This is a genomic window from Cupriavidus sp. CP313 (genome assembly GCF_054072015.1).
Genome location: NZ_JBSVZB010000004.1, coordinates 72,526 through 95,233, shown reverse-complemented (window position 1 = coordinate 95,233; position 22,708 = coordinate 72,526). Strand labels below are relative to the sequence as shown.

General features: G+C 65.6%; 22 protein-coding genes, 2 tRNA genes and 1 pseudogene. 18 read left to right on the top strand and 7 right to left on the bottom strand.

Annotated features, from left to right (window positions below; translation table 11 throughout):
• Positions 1-151 precede the first annotated feature (151 nt).
• Positions 152-535, top strand: coding sequence for a putative zinc-binding protein (locus ACW4E8_RS07050; RefSeq protein ID WP_456803854.1), 384 nt, complete (start codon positions 152-154; stop codon positions 533-535).
• A gap of 37 nt (positions 536-572) precedes the next feature.
• Here ACW4E8_RS07050 and ACW4E8_RS07045 read toward each other — a convergent pair whose 3' ends face one another.
• Entirely contained in the window at positions 573-1,055 is a 483-nt protein-coding gene (locus tag ACW4E8_RS07045; protein WP_010813108.1) for a DUF411 domain-containing protein, read from the bottom strand.
• A 10-nt stretch (positions 1,056-1,065) separates the two neighbouring features.
• Positions 1,066-1,842 (bottom strand): 3-hydroxybutyrate dehydrogenase, encoded by a 777-nt coding sequence (locus ACW4E8_RS07040; RefSeq protein WP_456803853.1) that lies wholly within the window; start codon positions 1,840-1,842, stop codon positions 1,066-1,068.
• Positions 1,843-2,047: 205 nt separating this feature from the next.
• Here ACW4E8_RS07040 and ACW4E8_RS07035 point away from each other — a divergent pair, with 205 nt between their 5' ends.
• From ACW4E8_RS07035 to ACW4E8_RS06975, 13 genes are all read left to right on the top strand, one after another.
• The gene (locus ACW4E8_RS07035) at positions 2,048-2,929 is read left to right on the top strand and encodes an alpha/beta fold hydrolase (RefSeq protein WP_456803852.1); all 882 of its coding nucleotides are present in this window, start codon (positions 2,048-2,050) and stop codon (positions 2,927-2,929) included.
• Between the two features lie 49 nt (positions 2,930-2,978).
• Complete coding sequence (locus ACW4E8_RS07030) at positions 2,979-3,341, top strand: RidA family protein (RefSeq protein WP_010813105.1); 363 nt, start codon at positions 2,979-2,981, stop codon at positions 3,339-3,341.
• Between the two features lie 15 nt (positions 3,342-3,356).
• Positions 3,357-5,585, top strand: coding sequence for a RelA/SpoT family protein (locus ACW4E8_RS07025; RefSeq protein ID WP_456803851.1), 2,229 nt, complete (start codon positions 3,357-3,359; stop codon positions 5,583-5,585).
• A 21-nt stretch (positions 5,586-5,606) separates the two neighbouring features.
• Positions 5,607-5,683 (top strand) — tRNA-Val (locus ACW4E8_RS07020).
• A gap of 360 nt (positions 5,684-6,043) precedes the next feature.
• Positions 6,044-7,951 carry a threonine--tRNA ligase gene (thrS, locus tag ACW4E8_RS07015; RefSeq protein WP_456803850.1) on the top strand — a complete coding sequence of 636 codons (1,908 nt, stop codon included), beginning with the start codon at positions 6,044-6,046 and terminating at the stop codon, positions 7,949-7,951.
• A gap of 48 nt (positions 7,952-7,999) precedes the next feature.
• A complete protein-coding gene (gene infC / locus ACW4E8_RS07010; RefSeq protein WP_078195944.1) occupies positions 8,000-8,521 on the top strand; it encodes a translation initiation factor IF-3 in 522 nt (173 codons plus the stop codon).
• Between the two features lie 167 nt (positions 8,522-8,688).
• On the top strand, positions 8,689-8,886 hold the full coding sequence (rpmI, locus tag ACW4E8_RS07005) for a 50S ribosomal protein L35 (RefSeq protein ID WP_006575466.1): 198 nt from the start codon (positions 8,689-8,691) through the stop codon (positions 8,884-8,886).
• Between the two features lie 28 nt (positions 8,887-8,914).
• Entirely contained in the window at positions 8,915-9,271 is a 357-nt protein-coding gene (gene rplT, locus ACW4E8_RS07000; protein WP_008650487.1) for a 50S ribosomal protein L20, read from the top strand.
• Between the two features lie 238 nt (positions 9,272-9,509).
• The gene (pheS, locus tag ACW4E8_RS06995; RefSeq protein WP_013956328.1) at positions 9,510-10,541 is read left to right on the top strand and encodes a phenylalanine--tRNA ligase subunit alpha; all 1,032 of its coding nucleotides are present in this window, start codon (positions 9,510-9,512) and stop codon (positions 10,539-10,541) included.
• A gap of 58 nt (positions 10,542-10,599) precedes the next feature.
• Positions 10,600-13,047 carry a phenylalanine--tRNA ligase subunit beta gene (gene pheT, locus ACW4E8_RS06990; protein WP_456803849.1) on the top strand — a complete coding sequence of 816 codons (2,448 nt, stop codon included), beginning with the start codon at positions 10,600-10,602 and terminating at the stop codon, positions 13,045-13,047.
• Between the two features lie 101 nt (positions 13,048-13,148).
• The gene (locus ACW4E8_RS06985; protein ID WP_456803848.1) at positions 13,149-13,559 is read left to right on the top strand and encodes an integration host factor subunit alpha; all 411 of its coding nucleotides are present in this window, start codon (positions 13,149-13,151) and stop codon (positions 13,557-13,559) included.
• A 116-nt stretch (positions 13,560-13,675) separates the two neighbouring features.
• Positions 13,676-14,101 carry a MerR family transcriptional regulator gene (locus ACW4E8_RS06980; RefSeq protein ID WP_456803847.1) on the top strand — a complete coding sequence of 142 codons (426 nt, stop codon included), beginning with the start codon at positions 13,676-13,678 and terminating at the stop codon, positions 14,099-14,101.
• A 55-nt stretch (positions 14,102-14,156) separates the two neighbouring features.
• A tRNA-Pro gene (locus tag ACW4E8_RS06975) sits at positions 14,157-14,233 on the top strand.
• 389 nt (positions 14,234-14,622) lie between these two features.
• Here ACW4E8_RS06975 and ACW4E8_RS06970 read toward each other — a convergent pair.
• From ACW4E8_RS06970 to ACW4E8_RS06955, 4 genes and pseudogenes are all read right to left on the bottom strand, one after another.
• A pseudogene (locus ACW4E8_RS06970) lies at positions 14,623-14,880 on the bottom strand (BrnA antitoxin family protein); the annotation flags it as partial.
• Positions 14,864-15,133, bottom strand: a complete 270-nt coding sequence (locus ACW4E8_RS06965; RefSeq protein WP_456803846.1) for a BrnT family toxin — start codon at positions 15,131-15,133, stop codon at positions 14,864-14,866. The gene ACW4E8_RS06965 and the pseudogene ACW4E8_RS06970, both read right to left, overlap by 17 nt.
• Before the next feature lie 241 nt (positions 15,134-15,374).
• Complete coding sequence (locus ACW4E8_RS06960; RefSeq protein ID WP_456803845.1) at positions 15,375-15,881, bottom strand: cupin domain-containing protein; 507 nt, start codon at positions 15,879-15,881, stop codon at positions 15,375-15,377.
• Positions 15,882-15,924: 43 nt separating this feature from the next.
• On the bottom strand, positions 15,925-16,185 hold the full coding sequence (locus ACW4E8_RS06955) for a hypothetical protein (protein WP_035817461.1): 261 nt from the start codon (positions 16,183-16,185) through the stop codon (positions 15,925-15,927).
• Between the two features lie 269 nt (positions 16,186-16,454).
• On the opposite strand from ACW4E8_RS06955, the gene ACW4E8_RS06950 reads away from it, so the two are divergent.
• The 4 genes from ACW4E8_RS06950 (at position 16,455) to ACW4E8_RS06935 (ending at position 17,814) form a co-directional block, all read left to right on the top strand.
• A complete protein-coding gene (locus ACW4E8_RS06950; protein ID WP_456804102.1) occupies positions 16,455-16,799 on the top strand; it encodes a hypothetical protein in 345 nt (114 codons plus the stop codon).
• A gap of 40 nt (positions 16,800-16,839) precedes the next feature.
• A complete protein-coding gene (locus ACW4E8_RS06945; protein WP_456803844.1) occupies positions 16,840-17,073 on the top strand; it encodes a hypothetical protein in 234 nt (77 codons plus the stop codon).
• Positions 17,074-17,164: 91 nt separating this feature from the next.
• Positions 17,165-17,353 (top strand): hypothetical protein, encoded by a 189-nt coding sequence (locus tag ACW4E8_RS06940; protein ID WP_018310329.1) that lies wholly within the window; start codon positions 17,165-17,167, stop codon positions 17,351-17,353.
• Between the two features lie 101 nt (positions 17,354-17,454).
• Positions 17,455-17,814 (top strand): hypothetical protein, encoded by a 360-nt coding sequence (locus tag ACW4E8_RS06935; protein ID WP_456803843.1) that lies wholly within the window; start codon positions 17,455-17,457, stop codon positions 17,812-17,814.
• Positions 17,815-17,836: 22 nt separating this feature from the next.
• On the opposite strand, the gene ACW4E8_RS06930 is transcribed toward ACW4E8_RS06935, so the two are convergent.
• Positions 17,837-22,693 (bottom strand): NAD-glutamate dehydrogenase, encoded by a 4,857-nt coding sequence (locus ACW4E8_RS06930; RefSeq protein WP_456803842.1) that lies wholly within the window; start codon positions 22,691-22,693, stop codon positions 17,837-17,839.
• Between the last annotated feature and the right edge of the window lie 15 nt (positions 22,694-22,708).

Below are 22,708 nucleotides of genomic sequence, written 5' to 3'. Positions count from 1 at the left end.
CGCTTTGGAACTGCCCGGCCGGGCTACGCCAGCCGGCTGCACTCCCTAGCTCTTCCGGCGAATAGCCCGGCAGCATCGCTGCGCACTAAGCTGGCTGCTCTCCGGCAAGGCGCAGACCCTGCCGCGGTCGAACCCTCACTGAAGGTGCGCCATGCCGGCTTCCCCGAACCAATCCTTGCCACTGGTCTACGCCTGCTCCGGCTGCTCCAGCGTCGCGCAACTGGCCAATGCCTGCGCGGTGCGGCTCGACCGCAGCGGCCGTGCGGAAATGTCCTGCATCAGCGGCGTGGGCGGCGGCGTGCCGGCGCTGACGCGCGTGGCGCGCTCGGGGCGGCCGATCCTGGCGCTGGATGGCTGCCCGCTGGCCTGTGTCAAGGCCTGCCTGGCCAGCGCGGGCGTGGCGGCGGACCGGCACCTGGTGCTGAACCGGCTCGGCGCGACCAAGCGCCAGCACGGCGCATCCACCGAGGCCGAAGAACAAGCGATCTGGGGAGAGGTAGAGGCGGCACTGGCGAGCCTGGCCGCCGCAGGTTGAAGTCCGGACGCGCCGTGGCGCGCCCGGAAGCGGCAGGTCAGCCGGCCTGCTTGTTGTAGCTGGCGAACACCGAAGCGGCGCCGTCCGCTTTTACGATCAGCACGTCGAACGGGTCCTTGCGCGGGCCCTGTTCCATGCCGGGCGAGCCGACCGGCATGCCCGGCACGGCCAGGCCGACGGCCTTGGGTTTTGCGGCCAGCAGCTTGCGGATATCCGCTGCCGGCACATGGCCCTCGATGGCGTAGCCGCCGATATACCCGGTGTGGCAGGAGCCAAAGCGTTCCGGCATGCCGAAGCGCTTGCGGTACACGCCGGTGTCCTCGACGTCATGCACCGTCACGGTGAAGCCGTTGCTGCGCAGGTGCTTGACCCAATCTTCGCAGCAGCCGCACAGCGGGCTCTTGTAGACGTCGATGGCAAGCGGCTTGGCGGCTTGCGCCAGCGCGCCCGCCACCGGTGCCAGCGCCCCGGCCGAGACCGCGCCCAGCGCCAGCGCGCGCAGGAAACTGCGTCGTTGCATCGCTTCCTCCTTACTGCGCCACCCAGCCGCCATCCATGTTCCAGATCGCGCCGCGGACCTGGCGAGCCGCTTCGGACGACAGGAACACGGCCAGCGCGCCCAGCTCATCGGGCGTGACAAACTGGCCCGAGGGCTGTTTCTCCAGCACCAGCTCGCGCTTGGCCTGTTCCACCGGAATGCCTTCCTTCTGCGCGCGGGCTTCGACCTGTTTCTGCACCAGTGGCGTCAGCACCCAGCCCGGGCAGATCGCGTTGGCGGTGACGCCGGTCTGCGCGGTTTCCAGCGCGGTCACCTTGGTGAAACCGACGATGCCGTGCTTGGCGGCCACGTAGGCGGACTTCTGCGCCGAGGCCACCAGGCCGTGGGTGGAGGCAACGTTGATGATGCGGCCCCAGTCTTTCTGCTTCATGCCGGGCAGCGCCAGGCGGGTGGTGTGGAAGGCCGAGGTCAGGTTGATGGCGATGATCGCGTCCCAGCGCTCAGGCGGGAAATCCTCGATGCTGGCCACGTGCTGGATGCCGGCGTTGTTGACCAGGATGTCGACGCCGCCGAAGTCGGACTGCGCGTAGCGCATCATGTCCTCGATCTCGGCCGCCTTGCTCATGTCGGCGCCGTGGTAGCCGACCCGAATTCCCTGGCCGGCCTGCGCGATCTCTGCCTTTGCGGCGTCCGCGTCACCAAAGCCGTTGACGATGATGTTGGCGCCCTGGGCCGCCAGCGCTTTCGCGATGCCGAGCCCGATGCCGCTGGTCGAGCCAGTCACCAGTGCGGTCTTGCCGTTGAGCATGTAAGCCTCCGTCGAGAGAAAGGGATGCCACAGAAGGAATGCCACAGGGTTGGCGGAGCGCGCCGTGGCGGTGCGCGGCCGCGCATGCGGGGCGCTGTCACTGTGCTGTGGCATTGTACCCGCTGCGGCGTACAATCCAGCTTTGCTCAACCTCCGGCAGCGCCGTCTTTTTGCGGTCCGCGGTCCGGTTCGTCAGGGAGTCCAGATGTCTGCCAGTCCGCGTCTCGGTTTTGTCCAGTGCATCAGTCCGGCGGGCCTGCACCGCATGGCCTACCACGAGTGGGGCGACCCCGCCAATCCGCGCGTGCTGGTGTGCGCGCATGGGCTGACGCGCACCGGCCGCGACTTCGACGCCGTCGCCAGCGCGCTGTGCGGCGACTACCGCGTGGTCTGCCCCGATGTGGCCGGGCGCGGCCGCTCGGAATGGCTGGCCGATGCCAACGGCTACGTGGTGCCGCAGTACGTGTCCGACATGGTCACGCTGATTGCGCGGCTCAATGTGGAGAAGGTGGACTGGTTCGGCACCTCGATGGGCGGGCTGATCGGCATGGGCCTGGCCGGGCTGCCGAAGTCGCCGGTGCGCAAGCTGCTGCTCAACGACGTGGGCCCGAAGCTGGCGCCCTCGGCGGTGGAACGGATCGGCGCCTACCTGGGGCTGCCGGTGCGCTTCAAGACCTTCGAGGAAGGCCTGGCCTACCTGCAGACCATCAGCGCATCGTTCGGGCGCCATACGCCCGAGCAGTGGCGCGAGCTCAACGCCGCCATCCTGAAGCCGGTGCAGGGCACCGACGGCCTGGAATGGGGCCTGCATTACGATCCGCAGCTGGCGGTGCCGTTCCGCAAGTCCACGCCCGAGGCCATTGCTGCCGGCGAGGCCGCCATCTGGCGCAGCTTCGAGGCCATCGAAGGCCCGGTGCTGGTGGTGCGCGGCGCGCAGTCGGACCTGCTGCTGCGCGAGACCGTGGCCGAAATGGTGGCGCGCGGCAAGCATGTGAGCTCGGTGGAAGTGCCCGACGTGGGCCATGCCCCGACCTTTGTCGATCCGGCGCAGATTGCGATCGTCCGGCAGTTCTTTACCGGGGCCTGATTGCATCGCATGCCGGCCTTGTTTTTATCAGTCAACGCATTGCATTGTCATGAGTAACCTTGAACTGAAGCGTGCCCACGTGGGCAAGCGGTTGTCCGAATACGCGGTCTATAACGGCGTGGTGTATCTCGCCGGTCAGGTGCCAGAGGTCGATCCCAAGGCCGATATCCGCGGCCAGACGCGCGAGGTCCTCGGCCATATCGACCGCCTGCTGGCCGAGGCCGGCAGCGACAAGACCCGCATCCTGTCGTGCCAGATCTTCCTGACCAATGTCGACCAGATCGGCGAGATGAACGAGGTCTGGGACGCCTGGGTGCCGCAAGGCAACACGCCCCCGCGCGCCACCGTCGAAGCCCGCCTGGCCAATCCCGATTACCTGATCGAAGTGGTGGTGACCGCTGCGCTCAACTGATGCAGGCGTTGTGACATGGTGACGTCCACCGACCTGACCGGTCGGGTCGCGGGCATTCCGGATGCCGAACTGGTCGAACGCGCACTGGCCTACGTGCGCGAGCATGGTGCCGAGGTCGCGCTGCCCACCGGCGAGACCGTGCTGTCGCACGCGCAGGGCATGCTGCGCATCCTCGACGGCCTGCGCGTCGACGACGCCACGCGCGCCGCCGCCTGCCTGTTCGGGCTGGTGGCCTTCGTGCCCGGCACCGAGGCCGAGATCGCGCCGCGCTTTGGCGACGAGGTGGCGCGGCTGGTCGACGGCGTGCGGCAGCTGCTGCGCATCGGCGCTATCGCCGGGAGTCGCACCGAGGCCGAGCCGGCCGCGCCGTCCAAGAACGAAGCGCAGGCGCGCCACGAGCAGGTCGAGGCGCTGCGCAAGATGCTGCTGGCGTTTGCGCAGGATATCCGCGTGGTGCTGGTGCGCCTGGCCTCGCGGCTGCAGACCCTGCGCTGGCTGGCCGAGACCAAGCAGGCGCCGCTGCCCGGCGTGGCGCGCGAAACGCTGGACATCTACGCGCCACTGGCGAACCGGCTCGGCATCTGGCAGATGAAGTGGGAGCTGGAGGATCTGGCGTTCCGCTTCGAGCAGCCCGATACCTACAAGCGCATCGCCAGGCTGCTGGATGAAAAGCGCATCGAGCGCGAAGGCTATATCGCCAGCGCTATCGAACGGCTGCAGTCCGAGCTGGCGACCGCCGGCATCCCTGCCGAGGTCAGCGGGCGGCCCAAGCATATCTACAGCATCTGGAAGAAGATGCGCGGCAAGGAGCTGGATTTTGCCGACCTGTACGATGTGCGCGCCTTCCGCGTGATCGTCGACGATATCAAGGACTGCTACACGGTGCTGGGTATCGTCCATCATATCTGGCAGCCGATCCCGCGCGAGTTCGACGACTACATCTCGCGGCCCAAGGCCAATGGCTACAAGTCGCTGCATACGGTGGTGATCGGCGATGACGGGCGCGCCTTCGAGGTGCAGATCCGCACCCACGAGATGCACCACTTTGCCGAATACGGCGTGGCCGCGCACTGGCGCTACAAGGAGGCGGGCAGCCGCGGCTATGTCGGGCAGTTTTCCGCCAGCGAGCGCTATGACGAGAAGATAGCCTGGCTGCGCCAGCTGCTCGCGTGGAAGGACGATGCCGACCACAGCGTGGCGCACGACGAATCGTGGGAGCAGATCAAGCACGCCGCGATCGACGACCACATCTACGTGCTGACGCCGCAAGCGCGCGTGGTGGCGCTGCCGCAGGGCGCCACCGCGGTGGACTTTGCCTACTACCTGCACAGCGACCTCGGCCACCGCTGCCGCGGTGCGCGCGTGGACGGCACCATGGTGCCGCTGAACACGCCGCTGAAGAACGGCCAGACCGTGGAGATCATCGCGGTCAAGCAGGGCGGCCCGTCGCGCGACTGGCTCAACGCGGACCTGGGTTATCTGGCCAGCAGCCGCGCGCGGGCCAAGGTGCGGGCCTGGTTCAATGCGCTCGATTCGCAGGAGACCATCGCCCAGGGGCGCGTGCTGATCGACAAGACGCTGCAGCGCGAAGGCAAGACCGCGGTCAAGCTGGAAGACCTGGCCACGCGGCTGGGCTTCAAGACGCCGGAGGACCTGTTTGCGGCAGTGGCCAAGGATGAGTTCAGCCTGCGCCACGTGGAGCACGCGCTGCGACACCCGGAGGGCGAGGTCCAGGCGCCGCTGAGCGAGGAAGACGCTGTCACCAAGAAGAGCCGCGCCACCAGCGTGGCGCGCGGCGCCAAGAGCGGCGTGCTGGTGGTGGGGGTGGATTCGCTGATGACGCAGATGTCGCGCTGCTGCAAGCCGGCGCCGCCGGATGACATCGTTGGCTTTGTCACGCGGGGGCGCGGGGTGTCGATCCATCGGCGCAACTGCCACACCTTCCAGCAACTGGCCGGGCGCGCGCCGGAGCGGGTGATCCAGACCGAGTGGGGCCAGAAGAGCCACGCCGCGGTCTACCCGGTCGATATCCATGTCGAGGCGATCGATCGCCAGGGGCTGCTGCGCGATATCTCCGAAGTGCTGTCGCGCGAGAAGATCAACGTCACCGGCGTCAAGACGCTCTCCAGCAAGGGCGTGGCGCGCATGCAGTTCACTGCCGAAGTGTCCGAGGCTACGCAGCTGCAGCGCGCGCTGCAGTTGATCGAAGACGTCCAGGGGGTGTTGCAGGCGAAAAGAAAGTGATGCTATACTTGCCGCTTCGCTAGGCTCGTAGCTCAGCTGGTTAGAGCACCACCTTGACATGGTGGGGGTCGTTGGTTCGAGTCCAATCGAGCCTACCAACGAATTGCAGTAAAGCAGTAAAAGAAGTACGGCAAGTCCGATTCAACCCCATACGGAACGGAAGGGCATCATGGTTATGACACCGCGAACTACTACCGCTGGCAAGCGACAGTAGTCGAGGTGCGCCTTCGACCCGGTTGGATCGGGTTTGACAAAGAGAAACGCGGCCTTGGCCGCGTTTTTTTTCGTCTGTCGCCTGCCGGCGCCCTGATAAGCTGCCGCCTTTCCGGTGCGGCAGAGCAGGGCAGTAAAGAATAAATCGCCAGTCCCGCAGGCATGCAGGGGCCGGTGCCACAAGATGCAGTTTGATCCGCTCAGGCGATGCGCAAGGCGCGGCCGGCGGAACCTGGAGAGTCGAAATGATCGCAATCACGCTGCCGGATGGGTCCCGCCGCGAGTTTCCCGGCCCGGTGACGGTTGCCGAAGTGGCGCAGGGCATCGGCGCCGGCCTGGCCAAGGCCGCGCTGGCCGGCAAGGTGGACGGCCAACTGGTCGACACGAGCTACAAGATCGACCGCGATGCCGAGCTGGCCATCGTCACGGACAAGGACGCCGATGGCGTCGATGTGATCCGCCACTCCACGGCGCACTTGCTGGCCTATGCCGTCAAGGAGCTCTATCCGGAAGCACAGGTGACGATCGGGCCGGTGATCGAAAACGGCTTCTACTATGACTTTGCCTACAAGCGTCCCTTCACGCCCGAAGACCTGGCCGCCATCGAGAAGAAGATGACGGAACTCGCCCGCAAGGACGAGAAGGTGGTGCGCGAAGTGTGGAGCCGCGACGAAGCGGTGGCGCTGTTCGAGTCGATGGGCGAGAAGTACAAGGCGGAGATCATCGCCTCGATCCCCGCCGACCAGGAAATCGGCCTGTACCGCGAAGGCAGCTTCGTCGACCTGTGCCGTGGCCCGCACGTGCCGTCCACGGGCAAGCTGAAGGTCTTCAAGCTGATGAAGGTGGCCGGCGCCTACTGGCGCGGCGATGCCAACAACGAGATGCTTCAGCGCATCTACGGCACGGCGTGGGCCAGGAAGGAAGACCAGGAAGCCTACCTGCACATGCTGGAAGAGGCCGAGAAGCGCGATCACCGCAAGCTGGGCAAGACGCTCGACCTGTTCCACCTGCAGGAAGAGGCGCCCGGCATGGTGTTCTGGCATCCGAAGGGCTGGCAGGTGTGGCAGGCCGTCGAGCAATACATGCGCGGCCGCCTGACGGACGCCGGCTACGATGAAGTCCGTACGCCGCAGGTGATGGATCGTTCGCTTTGGGAAAAGTCCGGCCACTGGCAGAACTACAAGGAGAACATGTTCGTCACGGAGTCGGAGAAGCGCGACTACGCGATCAAGCCGATGAACTGCCCGGGCCATGTGCAGATCTTCAACCACGGCCTGCGTTCGTACCGCGACCTGCCGCTGCGCCTGGCCGAGTTCGGCGCCTGCCACCGCAACGAGCCGTCGGGCGCGCTGCACGGGCTGATGCGCGTGCGCGGCTTTGTGCAGGATGATGCGCACATCTTCTGCACGGAAGAGCAGATCGTGGCGGAGGCCAAGGCCTTCAACGAACTGGCGTTCTCGGTCTACGACGACTTTGGCTTCAAGGATGTGAAGGTCAAGCTGTCGCTGCGCCCGGACCAGCGTGCCGGCTCGGACGAGGTCTGGGACCACGCCGAAGAGGGCCTGCGCCTGGCGCTGCGCGCCTGCGGCGTGGATTGGGAAGAGCTGCCGGGCGAGGGCGCATTCTATGGCCCCAAGGTCGAGTACCACATCAAGGACGCGATCGGCCGCTCGTGGCAGTGCGGCACGGTGCAGCTTGACCTAGTGCTGCCGGAGCGCCTGGATGCCGAATACGTCTCCGAGGACAATTCGCGCAAGCGCCCGGTGATGCTGCACCGCGCCATCCTGGGTTCGTTCGAGCGTTTCCTGGGCATCCTGCTGGAAAACCACGCCGGTGCGCTGCCGGCCTGGCTGGCCCCGGAGCAGGTGGTGGTCATGAATATTGCGGATTCGCAGGCGGAATACGCCGAAAGCGTCGTGCAATTGCTGCAAAAACAAGGGTTTAGGGCCAAGGCCGATTTGCGTAATGAGAAAATTACGTATAAAATCCGCGAGCATTCGCTTCAAAAGGTTCCCTACCTGCTGGTAGTGGGCGACAAGGAGCGGGATGCCAGTCAAGTGGCCGTGCGTGCCCGTGGCAACGTGGATCTGGGTGTGATGCCCGTCTCCGCGTTTGTTGAGCGTCTGCAGAACGACGTCGCCAGCAAAGCCTGATGGGTGGTGAGCACGGCTTGTTTTTTTGTCTTCTTGAGGTAACGCAACATCGCTACGGACAAAGGTCATCGCATCAACCGGGAAATCAGCGCGCCTGAGCTGCGCCTGGTAGGGGTTGATAACGAACAGCTCGGCATCGTCAAGTTCATGGACGCGCTCCGGCTGGCTGAAGATAAGGACTTGGACCTGGTCGAGATCGCGCCGAACGCGGTTCCGCCCGTCGCCCGGATCATGGATTACGGGAAGTTCAAGTACGAGGAAGCCAAGCGCGCCCACGAGGCGAAGCTGAAGCAGAAAATCATCCAGGTCAAGGAAGTCAAGTTCCGGCCGGGTACGGATGATGGCGACTACAACGTCAAGCTGCGCAACCTGAAGCGCTTCCTGGAAGATGGCGACAAGACCAAGATCACGCTGCGGTTCCGTGGTCGCGAGATGGCGCACCAGGAAATCGGCGCGCGCATGCTCGAACGCCTGAAGGCGGACCTGGAAGAAATCGGCCAGGTCGAGCAGATGCCGAAGATGGAAGGGCGCCAGATGGTGATGGTGCTCGCCCCCAAGAAGAAGAAGTAATTCCTGCGCGATGCAGCGGCCGGGATGCCAGGTATCCCGGCGTTGCTTCGTGCGGAAGTCGCGCGCGGCCCGCAAGGGCCGCTGTGCAACAACAAGTGGATGCGGGTCTTGCAAGCGTCGGCGTGAGCCGTCCACCTGCATGCATGTCATATGAGCTGGAGTTTTTCATGCCGAAGATGAAGACGAAGAAAAGCGCCTCCAAGCGCTTTACTGCACGTCCGAACGGTTCGTTCAAGCGTGGCCAGGCCTTCAAGCGTCACATCCTGACCAAGAAGACCACCAAGAACAAGCGTCAACTGCGCGGTACTCAGGACGTCCATGAGACGAACCTGAAGTCGGTGCGCGCGATGATGCCGTACGCATAACCCCTAACGAAAACGAAAGGAGAATTACATGCCTCGAGTAAAGCGTGGGGTCACTGCACGGGCCCGTCACAAGAAAGTCATCGACGCTGCCAAGGGTTACCGCGGCCGTCGCAATAACGTCTACCGCATCGCCAAGCAGGCGGTCATGCGTGCTGGCCAGTACGCATACCGCGATCGCCGCAACAAGAAGCGCGTGTTCCGTGCGCTGTGGATTGCGCGTATCAATGCCGCGACGCGTGAGCATGGCATGACCTACAGCGTGTTCATGAACGGTCTGAAGAAGGCCTCGATTGAACTGGACCGCAAGGTGCTGTCGGACATGGCTATTCACGACAAGCCTGCCTTTGCCGCCATCGTCAACCAGGTGAAAGCCACCGTTGCCTGATGCCGGCTGCGGCCGCGCGCAAGCGTAGCCGGGCAAGCACCGACCGCAAGGTCGACCGCTGACCGCAAGGTCTGCTGAAACGGGGCTCCTCACCGAGCCCCGTTTTTATTTCGAATGCCGTTTCAGTTGCCGGTATCCGGTTGCCGAGACCGCATTCGAAACGAACACCGCACGTAGTGCCAACCCACGTCGGACCGGTGCGTACCGGCCCGACGCCAAAAATCCCACGACCGCCGCCATGTCTCAGGATCTGGATCAAATTGTCGCCGATGCCCAGGCCGCCTTCGCCGCTGCCAACGACAACGCCACGCTGGAAAACGAAAAGGCCCGCTTCCTGGGCAAGACCGGCGCGCTGACCGAACTGCTCAAGGGCCTCGGCAAGCTCGACCCGGAAACCCGCAAGACGGAAGGCGCCCGCATCAACCAGATCAAGCAGCAAGTTGAAGCCGCCCTGCAGGCACGCCGCCAGGCGCTGGCCGATGCGCTGATGAACGCGCGCCTGGCCGCGGAGGCCATCGACGTCACGCTGCCTGGCCGTGCGGTCAGCCGCGGCAGCCTGCACCCGGTGATGCGCACGTGGGAGCGCGTCGAGCAGATCTTCGGCTCGATCGGCTTCGATGTGGCCGACGGCCCCGAGATCGAGACTGACTGGATGAACTTCACCGCGCTGAACAACCCGGACAACCACCCGGCGCGTTCGATGCAGGACACCTTCTATGTCGACGGCCGCGACAGCGACGACAAGCTGCTGCTCCTGCGCACGCACACCAGCCCGATGCAGGTCCGCTACGCGAAGATGCATGTCGAGAAGTACGCCGGCAAGGCGATGCCGCCGATCAAGGTGATCTGCCCGGGCCGCACCTACCGTGTCGACAGCGACGCCACGCACTCGCCCATGTTCAACCAGGTCGAAGGGCTGTGGATCGGCGAGGACGTAAGCTTTGCCGACCTGAAGGGCGTGTACACCGATTTCCTGCGCAAGTTCTTCGAGCGCGATGACATCCAGGTGCGCTTCCGCCCGTCGTACTTCCCGTTCACTGAGCCGTCGGCAGAGATCGACATGGCCTTCGGCAATGGCAAGTGGCTGGAGATCTCCGGTTCGGGCCAGGTGCATCCGAACGTGCTGCGCAATATGGGCCTCGATCCCGAGCGCTATATCGGTTTTGCGTTCGGCTCCGGCCTGGAGCGCCTGACCATGCTGCGCTATGGCATCAACGACCTGCGCCTGTTCTTCGAGGGCGACGTGCGCTTCCTGCGCCAGTTCGCCTGACGCGCCGCCGTCTCACTCGTCACCGACTACATAGAATACTTACCGGATCAGAAGCGCCATGCAATTCTCGGAATCCTGGCTTCGCACCTTCGCCAACCCTGAAAAGATCTCCACCGACGCGCTGTCGCACACGCTGACCATGGCCGGCCTGGAAGTGGAAGAGGTGGGCCCGGTTGCGCCGCCGTTCGACAAGGTGGTGGTCGCGCGCGTGCTGTCGACCGAGCGCCATCCCAACGCCGACCGCCTCAATGTGTGCCAGGTCGATGCCGGCACCGGCGAGACCCTGCAGATCGTCTGCGGCGCGCCCAACGTCAAGCCGGGCATCCTGGTGCCGTGCGCACTGGTTGGCGCCGTGCTGCCCCCGTCCGAGGACGGCGGCCAGCCGTTCGAGATCAAGGTCGGCAAGCTGCGCGGCGTGGACAGCTACGGCATGCTGTGCTCGGCACGCGAACTGAAGCTGTCCGAAGAGCACGGTGGCCTGCTGGTGCTGCCGGAAGACGCGCCGGTCGGCCAGAACATCCGCGATTACCTCGACCTGGATGACCAGGTCTTTGTCATCAAGCTGACGCCGAACAAGGCCGACTGCCTGTCGATCCACGGCGTGGCGCGCGAAGTGTCGGCGCTGACCGGTGCCGCGCTGAACCTGCCGGAGATGAAGCCGGTGGCGGTGACGATCCAGGACAAGCTGCCGGTCAAGGTGTCGGCGCCGGACCTGTGCGGCCGCTTCTCCGGCCGCGTGATCCGCGGCGTCAACGCGCGCGCGGCCACGCCGGCATGGATGGTGCAGCGCCTGGAGCGCTCGGGCCAGCGCAGTGTTTCCGCGCTGGTCGATATCTCGAACTACGTGATGCTGGAACTGGGCCGTCCGTCGCACGTGTTCGACCTGAACAAGATCCACGGCGGCCTGGACGTGCGCTGGGGCCGCAAGGGCGAGCAGGTCAAGCTGCTCAACGGCAACACCATCGAGGTCGACGAACAGGTCGGCGTGATCGCCGATGACAAGGAGATCGAAAGCCTGGCCGGCATCATGGGCGGCGACAGCACCGCCGTGACGCTGGACACCACGGACATCTATCTCGAAGCCGCATTCTGGTGGCCCGCTGCGATCCAGGGCCGTGGCCGCAGGTACAACTTCTCCACCGACGCCGGACACCGCTTCGAGCGCGGCGTGGACTATGCCACCACGGTCGAGCATATCGAGCGCATCACCGCGCTGATCCTCGAGATCTGCGGCGGCCAGGCCGGCCCGGTGGACGACCACGTGGTCAACCTGCCGCAGCGCAAGCCGGTCAGCCTGCGCGTGGCGCGCGCCGAGCGCGTGCTGGGCATCGAGCTGTCGCCTGCGGCTATCGCCGATGTATTCCAGCGTCTGCAGCTGCCGTTTGCGCGCACCCAGGGCGCCGAGGGCGAGGTGTTTGAAGTCACGCCGCCGAGCTACCGCTTCGATATCGAGATCGAGGAAGACCTGATCGAGGAAGTGGCCCGCATCTATGGTTTCGAGCGCATCCCGGCCCGTCCGCCGATCGCCGAAAGCGAGATGCGCCCGACCAACGAGGCCCGCCGCTCCACCCACGTGGTGCGCCATGCCGTGGCCGCGCGCGACTACCAGGAAGTCATCAACTTCGCCTTCGTCGAAGAGAAGTGGGAGCGCGACTTCGCCGCCAACGACAACCCGATCCGCCTGCTGAACCCGATCGCCAGCCAGCTGGCGGTGATGCGCTCGACGCTGATCGGCGGCCTGGTCGACAAGGTGCGCTACAACCTGAACCGCAAGGCTGCGCGCGTGCGCCTGTTCGAGGTGGGCCGCGTGTTCCATCGTGACGCCAGCGTGAAGGACGGCGGCCTGACGGTGGCCGGCTATGAGCAGCCGATGATGGCCGCGGGCATCGCCTACGGCCCGGCGTTCGAAGAGCAGTGGGGCATCCCCACGCGCAACGTCGACTTCTTCGACATCAAGGGCGATGTCGAGGCACTGTTCCATCCGCGCGTGCCGCGTTTCGAGCCAGTGTCGCACCCCGCGCTGCACCCGGGCCGCGCCGCGCGCGTGCTGCTCGACGGCAAGCCCGTTGGCGTGGTCGGCGAGCTGCATCCGCGCTGGCTGCAGGAATACGAGCTGATGCACGCCCCGGTCGTGTTCGAGCTGGCGCTTGACGCGCTGTGCGACACCGGCCTGCCGGCGTACACCGAGATCTCCAAGTTCCCGGCCGCGGTGCGCGACCTGGCCGTGGTCGTGAAGCAATCGGTGCGCGTGCAGGATCTGCTCGACGCCATGCGCGCCGCACTGGAAAAGCAGGGCTACGGCCGCTACTGCCAGAGCCTGGTGCTGTTCGACGAGTTCCGTCCCAAGGGCGCTTCCGCTGCCATTGGCGCGGACGAGAAAAGCCTTGCGTTCCGGGTGACCTTGCAAGATACTGGGTCGACCCTCCAGGACGAAACCGTCGACAGCGCAGTGCGCTGCATGGTCGACGCGCTGACAGAGGCCTTCCAGGCCCGGCTGCGCGGCTAAGCCATCGTCAATACGCGACAAGTACGCGACGGACACACGATAAACAAGGGCGCCCGGGCTTGCCCCGGGCGGATCGCCAGACACACACTTGAGCGATCGACATGAATGATCGAGACGCGAATTCCATGACCGCTGCAGCACTGGGTGAGATGAGCGACCGGCAGGCTTCCTCCCTTGACGACGCGACGCCGGATAACCGCGCGACCGAAGTTCCCACGCTGACCAAGGCCGAACTCGCCGAGATGCTGTTCGACCAGGTGGGCCTGAACAAGCGCGAATCGAAGGACATGGTCGAAGCTTTCTTCGACGTCATCCGCGAAGCGCTGGAGCAGGGCGACAGCGTCAAGCTGTCCGGCTTCGGCAACTTCCAGTTGCGCGACAAGCCGCAGCGGCCCGGCCGCAATCCCAAGACCGGCGAAGTCATTCCAATTACCGCGCGCCGCGTGGTCACGTTCCACGCCAGCCAGAAGCTCAAGGGCCTGGTGGAAGAACGCGCAGGCATCGTCGGCTGACGCGTCACCCGAACGGCGGATTGCTTCCCGAAGCCGGCATCGGTATGCTTCTGGGCGCGCACCTGGTGCGCGCCAACCGCATGGCCGGCATGGCCTGACGCTCGTCTACACACCACATGTCGGACAAATCCAGCGATCGCATCGCGTTGCCGCCGATTCCGGCCAAGCGCTACTTCACCATCGGTGAGGTGAGCGAGCTTTGCGCCGTCAAGCCGCACGTCCTGCGCTATTGGGAGCAGGAGTTCACGCAACTCAAGCCCGTCAAGCGCCGCGGCAACCGCCGCTACTACCAGCACCATGAAGTCCTGCTGATCCGCCGCATCCGCGAACTGCTCTACGAACAGGGCTTCACCATCAACGGCGCGCGCAACCGCCTCGATGAAGGCCGTCATCACAGTGGGGCAGCGGCAGCGCCTGAGGCCGCAGAGGTTGGCGAAGAAAACGCGGCGGCATTGTCGATCGACATCAGCGGCCTGCGCAATGAACTGGTCGAAGTACAGCACCTGCTCGCGCAACTGCGGGAGATCGCGAAGCACGGATAATTTCGACGTCAGGAGCTAGTCATACGGGAAATGCTTCTGCTATAATCTTTTGCTTCGGGGCGTAGCGCAGCCTGGTAGCGTACCTGCATGGGGTGCAGGTGGTCGGAGGTTCAAATCCTCTCGCCCCGACCAGATAGAAACCCGCTTGGTGAATAGCCAAGCGGGTTTTTTATTTTGTGCTCCGGGCTAGCCCTCCAGGTTGTCTGATTGGAGGCATCCAATACTCAGGCATGGTGTGGCTCTGACATAGGCCAAAGGTCTTCTCGCAGGACGAGCGAATCGGCTTCGCTGTCGGTGAGGCTGTCACTCACAAAGAACTCGCGGCGTTCGACGTTGTTTCCAACGACACGCTCGAGGGTTACCCGACGATACGTTGCCTGATGCGCAGGGTCGTTCGCGAAAGCTGTTACCGGGCGATAGGTAAGAACGGATGACAAGGTGTTGGGGTGGTCACGGACTGTGGTTCCATGCAGTGGCCCCCCAACGTACGTAATGTCCATGGCCTGTTGAATCGCAACGTTCAGCGTTGCGTTCATCAACGTCTGCCAACCTTCCCCGCTGGCGCGGAATGCATCCAGTACATCGGCGTCATATCGAATGCTCACCAGTTCCTTGGTGCTGGCGAGCTTGGGCCGACCGCGGCCGCGCTTGCCGAGCGGTTTCATGGCCTGCATCTCTTTCGCCGACACCTCGTACGTGTCCGGATCCGCAGCGATGCCGCGGTTGATGGCGGCGTCCTCTTCGTCAGTAGGCATGACGATCTTAGGCTTGGTCGACATAGTTCCGTACCTCGCGTTTGTTGGCCTTGCGCAGGCTGATGATATGCATTGCATTCCCGCGCTGGGTGAACACCACGCAATAGAGGCGCTCATCAATGATGCCGAAGCCGATCTCGCGGAGTTCTCTGTAGTCGGCCCTGTCATCTATCCCTGCCAACAGGTTCGGCCAGTCGAACCTTGCCGCCAGCGCGAGTGAAACGCCGTGCTTGGCCCGGTTGCTGACATCCTTGACGGGATCGAAGGTGATGTCCATGCAGAATAATTGTAGCTGCAAATAATAGGCGAACCCAGGATTATTTGTAGCTGCAGAATATTGATCTGCATCCTGAGTGCCTGACGGGCTATACGCGCAGTCCGGCCGTTGCCAGAAAAAGCGGCGAGATACCCGGGTTCTCCCATCATGGCCCGCCGGCAGCCTGGCTTAGACTCGTGCCGCTGTACTCACCAGCCCGCCCGCACCCCGCCGCGGCGGGCTGTTTTTTTGGGGGGGAGGGCTAGCGCGCCAGCCTGCGCAACAGCGCGTCATGTCCGCTTGCCAGGCCGGCAAGCGCCGTTGCGTCGGCCAGTTCGAATTCGCTGAACTGGAAGGCTGGTGCCACGGTGCAGCCGACCAGGGCGAAGTCCACGCCATCGTCCAGATCCACGCGTTCGGCGGCAAACCATTGGCCGGCGGGCACCATTGCCTGGAAGGCCGCGCCGGGATGCCGCAGCGGGTCGCCCAGGCGCTGCGTGACGATGGTGCCGTCCACGATCCGGTGCACGTCCACGGGGGAGCCTGCGTGGTAGTGCCAGAGTTCGTCGGACCGGATGCGATGCCAGGCGGAATAGTCGTTGCCGCACAGCATGTAGTGGATCGCGGTGCAGGCTTCGCGTGTGCGCCCGTCCTGGCAGACGACCTGTTCTTCGCCACGATAGGTTTCGCGGTAGTAGCCGCCTTCCGGATGCGGCTGCAGGTCGAGCGAGCGGATCAGTTGGCTGGCGGTCGGGCTGAGGTCTGGCATGTGGGCAAGGGGCGTGGCGCATCGGGGATGCGGAAGCCGTAGCTTAAAGCAGCGCGAAGCGGGCCTGGCCGGGGCCGACGAGGGCGGGGCGGCTGACCGGGTAGCGGTGACGGGTGCCCTGGGCGTCGAAGGACAGGAAATCCGGCGTCCAGCGCAGGGCCTGCAGCTGGCGTGGCTCGATGCCGTCGACGAGGATGGCGCCGGCGCCCACGCAGACACTGCCGCAGGGCAGGCGCAGGGATTCGCTGTCGTCGCCGAAGTAGTAGGCCTCGAGCAGGATGGAATCGGACTGGTACAAGGGCATGGGGCAGTATCCGAATACTGTATGGATGTACAGTGTAACTCTGGCCGGCTGTTCGGTCATCCCCCACGATTCTCATTTTCGTGCGCCGGCACACCCTGCGGCGCTGTGCATTTGCCGCGTGGACGTTGGTGGCAAGCGGTGTCGGCCTGTATTGGTATAACCTGAAAACGATGCCGGTCGCACAGCGTGGTCGTGCCAGGGCCGGCAGGGTCGCTACGGGGGATGCCATGGCGAGGTGCGGGAGCAGGGCTTGCTGGTTTGGCTTGGGCGTGGTGCTGGGCGCGGCGGTGGGCGGTGCCTGCGCCATGCTGGTGCGCACGGCCGCGGAGCAGCGGGTGCTGCGCCAGCGCGATGCGCCGCTGGTGCCGTCCGATCCCGCGGCGGATCAGGCGCTGACCGATACCGCCACTGACGTGGTGGAGTACGGCGGCTTCGTGATCCACGTGTATTGCCACGCGCTGGGCATGGGGCGGTTCAAGGCCCTGTGCGATATCTGGGAGTCGGGAGCCGTGGTGCTGGAGGGCGGCGCGCCGCCGGCCACGCATGCGACGCCGGACGAGGCGCGGGCCGCGGCGATCTCGTGGGCGCGGCAATGGGTGCAGCACAATGGCTGAAGGCGCCGCTGCGCCATCATCGCCATGACCGGAGATGCCGATGCACGCCTGTGACCTGTGTCATCAGCTGGTGGGCGAACCGTCCAGCGTGCCGCCACACGAGAACCTGGCTGCCTCGGGCATTGCGGCCATGAGCAACCGGTGCAAGGTCGACAGGCGCTGGCGCTGCACCGGCTGCGGCGCCTGGATGTACCAGAGCACGGCATTGGGGGAGCCGCCGAATATGTGGCGAATGGGCCCGCGCCCGGCCGACTGGCCTGATAATCACGGCTGAGCAGGCACGGCTGCGCCGCCACCAGGCAGTGCTGCCGCGCCCCGTATCGCGCCCGGCTCAGGCTCTCGGGCGTTTGTTTCAAGGAGAATTCATGTTTGTTTGTGGGAACCAGGCTTGCGGTGCGCGCTGGGAGCCGAATGAGGTGCAGATCCGCAACGAAGGGCAGGGTCCCGTGTTCCGCTGCCCGCAATGCGGCGCACGCAATCACGTCCAGGCACGCACCGCGCGCGACGGCAGCACGGTCTACCGCCAGGTGGCGGCGAAGCCGGCGCCGCGCTAGTCCGGACCGGCGGGCGGCAAGCCATGTCACCCCACGCATGTGGGGTCAAATCCACATGGCTGCTGCCTTAAGCTTGCTCAGGCGGGACCGTTATACACATCATGGACTTTGCCGACCTTCCTCAAGACTCTGCTTCCAATGCTGAACGCATGGGCTGGGCGAACGCTTCGCCGGAAGTGATCGCCAAGGTATTGAATTCAGCACTGGCAGCGCAGGACCTCTCAGGGTTTGCCGCGCTGCTGTCGGATATCGCGCGCGACCGCGGCCTCAAGGGCGAGCGTGCCGCGCACCAGTCGATCTACGACATGCCGTACGCCAGCCTGCTGCCCAGGCAGAAGCACCTGCTTTGCGATGCCTTCGACCTGCTGGTCCTGCTCGGGCTGGAACTGCGCCCGCGTGGTGCCGACGCCGGCATCGGCGACGATGCGGACATCGACACGGACGCAGAAGCAGACGAATAACCCCCGGCTGGACAGCGGCGTGCTAGGCGCGTTCCAGCATGCCGATCTCGCGCACCGCGACCGACAGCATCGACAGCCCCGCAGCCCCCGAGGCGCGCTGGTCGGCCAGCATGCGCGTAAAGCGTTCAAGCGCGCCATGACGGCTGGACCGCCAGGCATCGATCATGGCTTCGGGCGTATCCAGTTCACCCGCCTGTGACAGCACGCTGACGGTAAGTGCGCGCTTGAGTCGCCCCAGGTCTTCCAGCGTGGTGGTGCGTGCCAGCAGGTCCCAGTGCGTGTCCGATGGCAGCGCCAGTGCGCGCTCGCGCAGCCAGCTGAAGCTCAGGTGGCTGTCCAGAGCGAAATAAACCCCCGCCACCAGGTCCAGGCTGCGTTCGCACGCCGTGGCCACTTCGGCGATATCGAGCGCGGCGGCGGAGATCTCGCTGCCGGCCACGCGCACGGCCAGCGCTTCGTCGACCCCCGCGTCCGTCAAGGCCCGGGTGCGCTCTGACAGCGCCGTCGCATCGGCCGGCGGCAGCAGCCGCGGCAGTTGCGGTGCCAGCCATTGCGCCGCCTGGGCAAAGCGCGCCAGGTCCTCGGCGGCCTTGCTGCCGCTACGCAGATAGCGGATGAACCACAGGCACGCGCGCTCCAGCAGCAGCGCCACGGCCCCGAACATGCGCGCTTGCTCGGCGTCTGCGACGCGGTTGTCCAGCGCATCGATCTCCTGCCACAGCATGGTCAGTCCGAAGACATCGCGTGCGATCAGGCAGGCGCGCACGATATCGGCCGGGCGTGCGTCAGTCTCTTCCATGATCCGGTGCACGAAGGTGGCGCCGATGCGGTTGACCAGCATATTGGTCAGGTGCGTCGACAGGATCTCGCGCCGCAGCGGGTGGCGCTGCATCGCGTCGGCGTAACGCTGGCGCAGCGGCACCGGGAAATAGTCCGACAGCAGTCCGGCAACCAGCGCGTCTTCCGGCACGTCGGAGGCCAGCAGTTCGTCGTACAGCCACATCTTGCTGTAGGCAAGCAGCACGGCACGCTCGGGCGATGCCAGGCCTTCATCGGCCAGCTTGCGCTCGGCGATTTCTTCGTCCGAAGGCAGGAACTCCAGCGGGCGGTTCAGCCGCCCGGCGCGCTCCAGCCAGCGCACCAGGCGCGCCTCGCCGTCGAGCAGCGCGGGGCTGCTGCGCCCGGCCACGGACAGTGCCTGGGTCTGGTAGTAGTTGTCCTGCAGCACCAGCAGGCCGACCTCGTCGGTCATCTCGGCCAGCAGCTTGTTGCGCTGCTTCTCGGTCATTTCGCCGTCGGCAACCACCAGCCCGAGCAGGATCTTGATATTGACCTCGTGGTCCGAGCAGTCCACCCCGGCCGAGTTGTCGATGGCATCGGTGTTGATGCGCCCGCCGTTGCGCGCGAACTCAATGCGGCCCAGCTGGGTGAAGCCGAGGTTGCCGCCTTCGCCGACCACCTTGCAGCGCAGGTCGTTGCCGTTGACACGCACCGCGTCGTTGGTGCGGTCGCCGGCCTGCAGGTGGGTTTCCTGGCTGGACTTGACGTAGGTGCCGATGCCGCCGTTGTAGAGCAGGTCGACCGGCGCCATCAGGATTGCGTGGATCAGCTCGGCCGGCGACAGCGTGGCTGCCGTGACCCCCAGCACCGCCTGCACCTGCGGCGACAGCGGGATGGTCTTGGCGCTGCGCGGATAGATACCGCCGCCGGCGGAGATCAGCGTAGCGTCGTAGTCGGCCCAGCTGGAGCGGGGCAGGCCGAACAGCCGCGTGCGTTCCTGCAGGCTCTTTGCCGTGTCCGGGTCGGGATCGAGGAAGATATGCCGGTGGTCGAAAGCCGCCACCAGCCGGATATGCGGCGACAGCAGCATGCCGTTGCCGAACACGTCGCCCGACATGTCGCCGATGCCGGCCACGGTGAAGTCCGTGGTCTGGATATCGACACCCATCTCGCGGAAATGCCGCTTGACCGATTCCCACGCACCGCGCGCGGTAATGCCCATCTTCTTGTGGTCATAGCCGACCGAGCCCCCGGACGCAAAGGCATCGCCCAGCCAGAAGCCGTATTCGGCCGAGATCGCGTTGGCGAAGTCGGAGAACGTCGCGGTGCCCTTGTCGGCGGCCACCACCAGGTAGGGGTCGTTGTCGTCGTGGCGCACCACCTCGGGTGGCGGCACCAGCTGGCCGCCGACGAGGTTGTCGGTCAGGTCCAGCAGCCCGCGCAGGAAGGTCTGGTAGCAGGCAATGCCCTCCTGCAGGAAAGCATCGCGGTCGGTGGGCGGGGGCGGGCGCTTGACCACGAAGCCGCCCTTGGAGCCCACCGGCACGATCACCGTGTTCTTGACCATCTGCGCCTTCATCAGGCCCAGCACTTCAGTGCGGAAGTCCTCGCGCCGGTCTGACCAGCGCAGTCCGCCGCGGGCCACGCGCCCGCCGCGCAGGTGCACGCCCTCAACGCGCGGCGAGTAGACCCAGATCTCGAACATCGGGCGCGGCTCGGGCAGGCCGGGGACCAGCGCGGGATTGAACTTGAACGACACATACGGGCGCGGCTGGCCTTCCTCGCCACGGTGGAAATAGTTGGTGCGCACGGTGGCGTTGATCACGCCCAGGAAGAGCCGCAGGATGCGGTCCTCGTCCAGGTTGGGCACCTTGTCCAGCGCCGCGCCGATATCGGCCAGCAGCTTGTCGCAGCGCGCCTGGCGGGCGGTGTCGGTGGCGACCTCGCTGAAGGTGTCGAAGCGCGCCACGAACAGGCCGACCAGCATGGCGGCAATGGCCGCGTTGCCGGTCAGCGCGCGCTCGATATAGGCGTCGCTGAAGGTCGAGCCCACCTGGCGCAGGTAGCGGGCATAGGCGCGCAGGATGGTGACGTCGCGCGCGGCCAGTTCGGCGCGCAGCACCAGGCGGTTGAAGTCGTCGTTCTCGATCTCGCCGTGCCAGGCGTGCGCGAAGGCATCCTCGAACAATGCCTTGACGCGCGCGATGTCGAATTCCGCCGCGCCGCCGCTATCGGCAATCTCCAGCCCGAAGTCGTGCACCCATACCGGCGTGCCGCTGTCGGGTTCGATCAGGTAGGGGCGCTCTTCATCCACGCGCACGCCCAGGTGTTCCAGCATGGGCAGGCTGTGCGACAGCGCGATCGGCTCGCCGGCACGGTACACCTTGAAGCGGAACACCCCCGGTGCGGCCTCGATCGGCCGGTACAGGTTCATCGCCATGCCGTTGCCGTGCAGCGCGTGCTCCATCAGCTCGATATCGCGCACTGCGGTGCGGGCCGGGTAGTCTTCACGGTAGCCGGCGGGGAACGAGCCGCCGTAGCGCTGCAGCAGCCGGTTGCCTTGCTCTTCGCCGTGGCTTTCATGCAAGGCTTCGGCGAGATCGTCCTGCCAGCGGCGGCTGGCGTGCACGATGCGCGCCTCCAGCTCACGCGTATCAACGTGCGGCATGGTGCCGGGCTCGCCGCGCACGGTCAGCTGGATGCGCGCCAGCGGCGACTCGGACAGCAGCGGCGTGAACTCGCAGCTGGTGCCGTGGAAGGCCGCGGTCAGCAGCTTCTGGATCTTCTGGCGCAGGTCGGTGTTGTACTTGTCGCGCGGCACGAACACCAGGCACGAGACAAAGCGGTCGAAGCGGTCGCGCCGTACAAAGAGCCGGGTGCGCTGGTGTTCCTGCAGCCGCAGGATGCCGGTGGTGATGTCGAACAGTTCATCCTCGGTGGCCTGGAACAGTTCATCGCGCGGGTATTGCTCAAGGATGGTCACCATCGACTTGTACAGGTGCCCCTTGGCCAGGAAGCCCGCGCGCGCCAGGATATTGGCGCACTTGAGCCGCACCAGCGGAATTTCCGCGATCGGCGCCATATAGGCAGTCGAGGTGTACAGGCCGACAAAGCGCCGCTCGCCGAACAGCTGTCCCTTTTCATCGAGCAGCTTGACGCCGACATAGTCGAGATAGCCCGGCCGGTGCACGGTGGCGCGCGAATTGGCCTTGGTCAGGAAGATCGGCGAGGCCCCTTCGATGATCGCGGTGGCCGCGGCGGGCAGCAGCGTGAGGTCTTCGGCATCAGGCTCGCGCAGGCTTTCGCGCAGGATGCCCGCGCCCGAGCCCGGCACGCCGCGCAGGAAGTAGCGGTCGTCCTGCGACACCAGCTGGTAGTCACGCTGGCCGAGGAAGGAGAAGTGGTCATCCATCATCCAGTCCAGGAAGGCGCGCGCTTCGGCGCTTTCCGGCGAGGCCGCGTCGGGCGCCTGCGCCATGGCGCCGATGGTGGCCTGGGTGATGTCGCACATCTTCGGCCAGTCTTCCACCGCCGCGCGCACGTCGACCAGCACCTGCGCAATGCCGCTGCGCAGCGCCTCCAGCCGCGCAGCCTCGCCGCTGCGGTCGATCTCGAAGTGGATAAAGGATTCCAGGTGCGAGCTGTCCCCGGCCTTGCCGGCGCCGCCCGGGGCGATCCGCTCGATGCCGCCGCGCGCGTCGCGCCAGACCCGGAACACGGGATGGATGGCCGAGTGCAGCGCCAGTCCCTGCCGGTTGATCTCCATCGTCACCGAGTCGACCAGGAAGGGCATGTCGTCATTGACGATCTCGACCACGGTGTGGTCAGAGTGCCAGCCGTGCTCTTCCAGGTTGGGGTTGTAGACGCGGATGCGCGCATTGCCGGGGGTGAATTTCTGTGCGGTCTGCCAGTGCGCCATCACGGCGCCGTAGAGATCGTCGACGTCGCGCTGGAGCAAGTCTTCGGCGTCGGCCTGGTCGTAGTAGTGCAGCAGGAAGGGCTCGACCACGGCGAACATCGCCGCCGGCAGCCGCTCGCGCGCGAAGCCGGCCAGTTCGTCCAGCAGGTGCGCGACCTTGTCTTCGTTCTCCTGCGGCATGATCCCTCCTCGCGG